Raw genomic sequence first — 6768 nt, 5'->3', positions numbered from 1 at the left:
ATACTCACATCCACCTCCGGGTAAGGCGCAAACATTATGCTCTCACCCTCGTGCGGCAGAGCCTGCCAGATCTCTTCGGTGATAAACGGCATGATCGGGTGCAGCAGCCGCAGGGTTGCCTCCAGCACATAATATAAGACTGACTGGACTTGAGACTTCTCTTCGTCGCTTCCTCTGAGCCTGGGCTTTGCCAGCTCTATATACCAGTCGCAATACTCGCTCCAAAGGAACTCATAGATAGCGCGGGCCGCTACGTCCATATTGTATGTCGCCAGGCTGGAGTTTACCGTCTCGATCACTCGGTTCAGCCGAGAGATTATCCAGCGGTCTTCGAGATGGAGAGCGTCCTCATCCAGGCCCTCTCCCCCATAGCCTTCCAGGTTCATAATCACGAACCGGCTGGCGTTCCAAATCTTGTTTCCGAAGTTGCGGGTGTCCTCCACGCGCTTGTCTGAGAACTTGATATCCTGGTTCATGCCCGTCTGCTGGATCAGAGCGAACCTGAGGGCGTCCGCGCCGAACTTGCCAATGAGCTCGAGCGGGTCCACGCCTGTCCCAAGGGACTTGCTCATACGCTTGCCCTCTTCGTTGAGGACCGTGGCGTAGATATACACATCCTCAAACGGTATCTTATCCAGATATTCAAGGCTGGAGAAGATCATTCTGGCGACCCAAAGGTATATGATCTCGCGCGAGGTCACCAGCACATCCGTCGGATAAAAACTCTTCAACTCCGGTGTCTGTTTTGGCCAGCCCATAGTCGCGAATGGCCAGAGCGCGGATGAAAACCAGGTGTCGAGCACGTCAGTATCCTGGGTCACGCTGGAGTGGCCGCACTTGAGTTTGCTTATCGCGTCCTCCCGGCTCCTGGCGGCAACTACTTCTCCGCACTCGTCGCACTTATAGATCGGGATCCTGTGACCCCACCAGAGCTGTCGCGATATGCACCAGTCGCGGACGTTCTCCATCCACTCTACAAATATCTTCTCATAGCGGTCCGGGTGGAACTTCACCTTGCCCTGCTTCACCACATCTATAGCCGGCCCGGCAAGCTCTTTCATCTTGCAGAACCACTGTTCAGAGAGCAGAGGCTCGATTGTGGTGTGGCAGCGCTCGCATGTGCCTACTGAGTGGGAATAGTCGTCTATATGATCGAGCAGGCCGAGTTTATCCAGATCATCGACCACTTTCCGGCGAGCCTTGAATCGGTCCAGGCCCTCATAATCAGTCCCGGCTTCCTGTGTCATCGAGCCGTCCGGGCCGATAACCACTATCTGCTGCAGCTTGTGGCGCATGCCTATCTCGAAGTCATTGGGGTCGTGCGCGGGTGTAACCTTAACCGCGCCCGTCCCGAACTCGATGTCCACATGCTCATCAGCCACAATCGGGATCAGACGGTCAGTGAGTGGGAGCTTGACGTTCTTGCCTACCATCGCTTCATATCGTTTGTCGCCAGGGCTTACAGCAACGGCTGTATCACCGAGCATGGTCTCGGGCCTGGTGGTCGCCACGATTATATATCCCGAGCCATCCTCCAGCGGGTAGCGCAAATGCCAGAGATGGCTGCGCTGCTCCACGTATTCGACCTCGATATCCGATATTGCAGTGCGGCAGCGCGGGCACCAGTTGATGACTCGCGCGCCGCGGTATATGTAACCCTTATCAAAGAGCCGAATGAACGATTCCAGAACGGCGTCGGTGTATCCGGCGTCCATCGTAAAACGCTCGCGCTCCCAGTCGAAGGAGAACCCCATCGTTTTGAACTGGTGAATAATCTGTCCGCCGTATTCTTTCTTCCAGGCCCACACCCTCTCAAGGAACTTCTCCCGGCCCAGGTCATGGCGGGTAAGGCCCTCTTTTGCAAGCGCCTGCTCGACTTTGTTCTGTGTGCCGATACCGGCATGGTCGGTCCCGGGCAGGCAGAGAGTGTTAAAACCCTGCATCCTCTTCCACCTGATCAGGACATCCTGGATGCTGTAGCAAAGCGCATGGCCTATGTGCAGCGAACCCGTAACATTGGGCGGTGGGATTGTAATGCTGTATTTGGACTTGCTCTCGTCCGGCTGGGGGTGGAAATAGTTTTTATCCAGCCAGAACTTATACCACTTATTCTCGACATTGGTCGGGTCGTATACTTTCGGCAGCTCTGCCGCTTGTTTTGAATTGTCGCTCATTTATAGACTCCTTAAAAAGCTGAGAGCGGAGAGTAGATAGCCCAAAGCCCAAAACCGTCGCCGCTCGACACATGATCGGGCGCGATATCTTATCGCGACCGCACATAATTATGCGATTTAAATCGCAACATTCTCTTGCGGGCCGGATCGGATATCCAGCCCGAACGAAGCTCCTATGGTTTCTCTACAGGCAGGATACCTGGAGGGATAAACTTATCGCGAAAGCACGAAAATACGAAACCGCGAAATTTTCTTTTCGTGTTTCTTCCCTTTCGTGTTTTCGTGATGGAAATCATATTTGCTCAATAAAATACTTGTCTCGCCTCATGGCAAACCAACTGCCGAAGATAAGTCCCCAGAACATCGATGCGCCGATACCGAACTGCATCAGCATATATGTAGTCTGAACCTCAGCCTGAGACATCGGGTTATACGGATCGTTTTGCATTATGCTAAGAATTGCTCCGCACAGCAGAAAAGCCGCAATGCCGGACATTATCGCGCATACCGGCCCGTTTATGACATAGCCATAACGCTGACCCAGACGCATCCACACAAACTCCAGTGAGAGTGTGGCTCCCAGTAAGCCGATAAGGACAGATGCTACCCCTCCTAAAATCGAGCTCCACAATTTCAGCGACGCGGACCCGATCAGTGCGTTGTAACGCCAAAAGAAATACTGGCCAATTGCTGTAATGATAAAGGCGGGCACCACCCAAACGAATGTGCGTGTCCAAAACCATGACTTGGCTTCATAATAGTCCAACTTTTCATCGACCATCAGATCACCTCTGAACAAACAAAAAGCCCCGCCATCCCTTTTCAAGGACGACAGGACTCGTGGTACCACCTTGATTCCTCTGCTCAAGTTAAACTGAGCAAAGCTCATGCGGCTGTAACGGGCATACCCGGCGGGTTCTACTAAGAGTTAATCCGTTCTTCCCGCGGCATGCGAGGCGACATTCGAGCGGCACTTGCCGGAAGCTTACACCGAACGCTTCCTCTCTATAGACTCCTGCCGTCTACTCTTCCCCGCGCCTATATTCTATATTAAGTTATTCTAGCGTGTTTGGATTGGATTGTAAAGTCGTATACCCTCAGAATGGCGTTTTCAATTGACCTGTGTCCTGGCAGATGGTACCATGGACGAGATATGCCGACAATCGCTTACCATACACTTGGCTGCAAGGTCAACCAATACGAGACAGAGAAGATCCGCGAATCGATGGAGAAGGCTGGTTGTAAGAGTGTGCCTTTCTCATCATACGCTGATGCCTATCTCATAAATACTTGCAGCGTAACAGCCGTGGCCGACTCGAAGTCGCGCGCTGCTGTGCGCAAGGCTCTGAGGTTAAACCCCGATGCATTTATTGTGGTCACAGGTTGCTATGCTGATATCGAGCCAGCTCAAATTCGATCTTTCGAGGGTGTCGGTTTGGTCGTTGCGCATGATGAAAAGGATGCAATAGCCGAACGGCTGGCAGCTCACTTTGGTATTTCTGACTTGCGACACACAGCATCCGGTATGCAACCACGTCCTCGAACACGAACGCGCGCGGTGGTTAAAGTCCAGGATGGGTGCGATCAGTTCTGCGCATACTGCGTGATCCCATATGCAAGAGCAGGCAGGAAGTCCAGGCTGGTGCCTAATATTTTGGATGAACTGAGGTCATTAGCGGATTTCGGATACCAGGAGATCGTGCTGGCGGGTATCAGGCTCGGCTCATATGAAGATGGTGATATGCGCCTGCCCGAACTGATAACGAAAGCTGCAGAGATAGACGGTATAATGAGAATCAGGCTCAGCTCGATAGAGCCGTGGGAAGTGAGCGATCATCTGCTCGATGTTATGAACGATCCCAAGGTCTGCCGGCATCTGCATATACCGCTTCAGAGTGGAGACAGTGATGTTTTGGCGCGCATGAACCGTCCTTACGACGCCAAGGAGTATGATAGAATAATCAGTCGAGTAAGGGAGAGAATCGACGGTATCGGGATTACTACTGATGTTATCGTCGGATTTCCGGGCGAGACCGACAGAGAGTTTGCAAATACATGCGCCATGATCGAGAGAGTGGACTTCTCGCGGCTCCATGTATTCAGATACTCGCCCAGGCCCAGGACAAAGGCCGCTGATATGACAGGCCAGGTCGACGCTGAAACAAAAAGGGTCCGAGCTGAAAAACTGTCGAAGCTTGGAAATGATGCTATGATGAGATTTGCTACGTCTCACATCGGCAAGACCCTAGAGGTGCTCGTTGAGACGGCGTCGGGAAAGGGTTCCAAGGCTTCAGGAAAATCCGGCGTGCAGCTAACAGGGTATGCGGACAATTATCTGAGTGTCGTTTTTGAATGCGATCTTGCTCTAAGAGGCAGTATTGCCGGTATAGAGATTGTCGGTGTTGACAATGACGGGTGTGCAAGAGGGCTTGTTCGCTACTGATTGCCAACACATTTTCACTTCCAATATTAATATCTGATTTGTAAAGGAGGGCCCACAATGAATGACTGCATTTTCTGCAAAATTGCAAATAAGGAAATCGGCAAGCTTGTCTACGAGGATGAACTTGTAGTTGCCTTTGACGACCTCAATCCTCAGGCTCCTGTCCACGTATTGGTGATCCCCAAAAAGCACATCGCGCGAATATCCGATGTTTCGGACGGTGAGGACGCATGCCTTATGGGGCACATTTTGGTTGTCGCAAATAAAATTGCAGCCGAACGCGGTATCGCCGATGAAGGCTATCGGGTCGTTACTAATTGCAATGAGGGAGCCGGGCAATCTGTCTGGCATGTGCATTTTCACTTGCTTGGCGGAAGAAAATTGGGCTGGCCCCCAGGATAGGATTTGCGCATAGGCATTGGATACAAGTGATTTAGCCCTGCTCGGAGGAGATAGGAGCATGGATGGCTAACTCATGGATGAATGAATTGCAGGCGGGGATAATGGTAAAGATATTAGCTGTTGTAAATCAAAAAGGCGGAGTAGGCAAGACCACCACTTCTGTGAATCTTGCGGCATGTCTGGGTGTTGCCGGTAAACGGGTACTGTTGGTAGATACCGACCCTCAGGGCAACGCCTCAAGTGGCGTTGGCGTAATCAAGTCGGAATTGAATAAATGTATATATGATGTACTAATTAATGAAGAACCGATAGAGAACGTGATTGTTAAGACGGATACCAAAGGACTTGACCTGGTGCCGGCGCGCCTTGACCTCGCTGGGGCGGACATTGAGTTAATGTCGACTATGTCACGCGAGACAAAACTGAAGCAGTCATTAGCGCGGATTCAAGACAATTATGATTTCATCATTATCGACTGTCCGCCGTCTTTGGGACTGCTTACCGTAAATGTCCTCGCAGCAGCGGGATATGTAGTGCTGCCCATACAATGCGAGTATTATGCGCTTGAAGGCTTAAGCCAGTTATTGAGAACCATCGAGCTTGTGAGGCAGCACCTGAATCCGCATTTGGAGATTGCAAAGGTCCTGTTGACTATGTTTGACTACAGAACAAACTTGTCGATGCAGGTGGTTGATGAAGTCAGACGTTTCTTTGGCGACAAAGTTTCTTCTGTTGTGGTTCCAAGAAACGTAAGATTGAGTGAGGCTCCAAGTCATGGAAAGCCGATAATCAGTTATGATCCCAAATCAAGAGGCGCAGAGGCCTATATCAAGTTTGCGGCGGAGGTAATCGAATTTGGAGAAGAAGAGTCTCGGTAAAGGGCTTGGAGCGCTGATTCCCGGAGCTGAAAGGGAAGAACGAAAACCCGGCAATGAAATTGAGATCGCGCGAATCACTTTTAACCCATACCAGCCGCGCGAGGCAATGAATGATGAAAAGTTCCAGGATCTCGTCAACTCTGTTCGCGTCCATGGCGTCCTTCAGCCCATCGTTGTAAGGACAAAGGGCGAGAGTGAATACGAGCTTGTGGCAGGTGAGAGACGATTGCGTGCCGCAACTGCCGCCGGACTGGCACGAATACCGGCAGTAGTCAGGGAAATGACAAATGAACAGAGTTTGGAAGTCGCTCTCATTGAAAATATCCAGCGTGAAGACATAAGCCCTGTCGATGCGGCGATTGCATACAAAAGACTCTGTGATGAATTCGGACTTTCGCAGGAAGATATTGCTTTCGGGCTCGGTAAGAGCAGATCCGCCGTGGCCAACACGATGCGTTTGATGAATTTGCCCGAGCAAGTCAGAAATCATCTCAAGGGTGGCAAGATCACTGAGGGGCATGCACGCGCAATACTTTCCATTGAAGGCGAAGACGATCAAATAGAATGCGCACAGCGAATTGTCGAAGCAGGACTTACAGTCAGGGAGGCTGAACGGCTTGCTCGCGAATGGTCAAAGGCAAAGTCCTCCAAGAGCATCCGGCAAAATGTTTCACGTGAAACATCTGTCTCCGCCAAAGACCCCAACGCTGCTGAAATTGAATCAAGATTACGAGAGGCGTTTGGAACAAAGGTCAACATTGTGCGAAACAAAGACCGAGGTAGAATTGAAATCGAATTTTACACCGACGATGATTTAGAGCGTATTCTGCTACTCCTCTGTAATGCTTAAAAAAAGAGAGACCGCAAAAAT

The 6768-nt window shown here is 51.0% G+C and carries 6 protein-coding genes and 1 other annotated feature; of the genes, 4 read left to right on the top strand and 2 right to left on the bottom strand.

What is annotated here, in order from left to right; genetic code table 11:
- Both ABFD83_07335 and ABFD83_07330 read right to left on the bottom strand, forming a co-directional pair.
- Positions 1–2174, bottom strand: a 2174-nt coding sequence (locus tag ABFD83_07335; GenBank protein MEN6356883.1) for a valine--tRNA ligase, incomplete at its 3' end; no start/stop codon positions are given.
- A gap of 292 nt (positions 2175–2466) precedes the next feature.
- Positions 2467–2955 carry a hypothetical protein gene (locus ABFD83_07330; protein MEN6356882.1) on the bottom strand — a complete coding sequence of 163 codons (489 nt, stop codon included), beginning with the start codon at positions 2953–2955 and terminating at the stop codon, positions 2467–2469.
- 40 nt (positions 2956–2995) lie between these two features.
- Positions 2996–3216 (bottom strand) — a binding site (T-box leader).
- A 111-nt stretch (positions 3217–3327) separates the two neighbouring features.
- Between ABFD83_07330 and mtaB the strand changes: the two genes are divergently transcribed.
- From mtaB to ABFD83_07310, 4 genes are all read left to right on the top strand, one after another.
- Positions 3328–4617 (top strand): tRNA (N(6)-L-threonylcarbamoyladenosine(37)-C(2))-methylthiotransferase MtaB, encoded by a 1290-nt coding sequence (mtaB, locus tag ABFD83_07325; GenBank protein ID MEN6356881.1) that lies wholly within the window; start codon positions 3328–3330, stop codon positions 4615–4617.
- 57 nt (positions 4618–4674) lie between these two features.
- The gene (locus tag ABFD83_07320) at positions 4675–5019 is read left to right on the top strand and encodes a histidine triad nucleotide-binding protein (protein MEN6356880.1); all 345 of its coding nucleotides are present in this window, start codon (positions 4675–4677) and stop codon (positions 5017–5019) included.
- Between the two features lie 101 nt (positions 5020–5120).
- Entirely contained in the window at positions 5121–5897 is a 777-nt protein-coding gene (locus ABFD83_07315; protein ID MEN6356879.1) for an AAA family ATPase, read from the top strand.
- Positions 5875–6747: a ParB/RepB/Spo0J family partition protein gene (locus ABFD83_07310; GenBank protein MEN6356878.1), complete on the top strand. Its 873-nt coding sequence runs from the start codon at positions 5875–5877 to the stop codon at positions 6745–6747. Before ABFD83_07315 ends, ABFD83_07310 begins: the two co-directional genes overlap by 23 nt.
- Positions 6748–6768 lie beyond the last annotated feature (21 nt).

This window comes from Armatimonadota bacterium (genome assembly GCA_039679645.1).
GTDB lineage: Bacteria > Armatimonadota > UBA5829 > UBA5829 > UBA5829 > UBA5829.
Note: the sequence above shows the minus strand (reverse complement) of the source record. Positions and strands in the feature narration are given on the sequence as shown.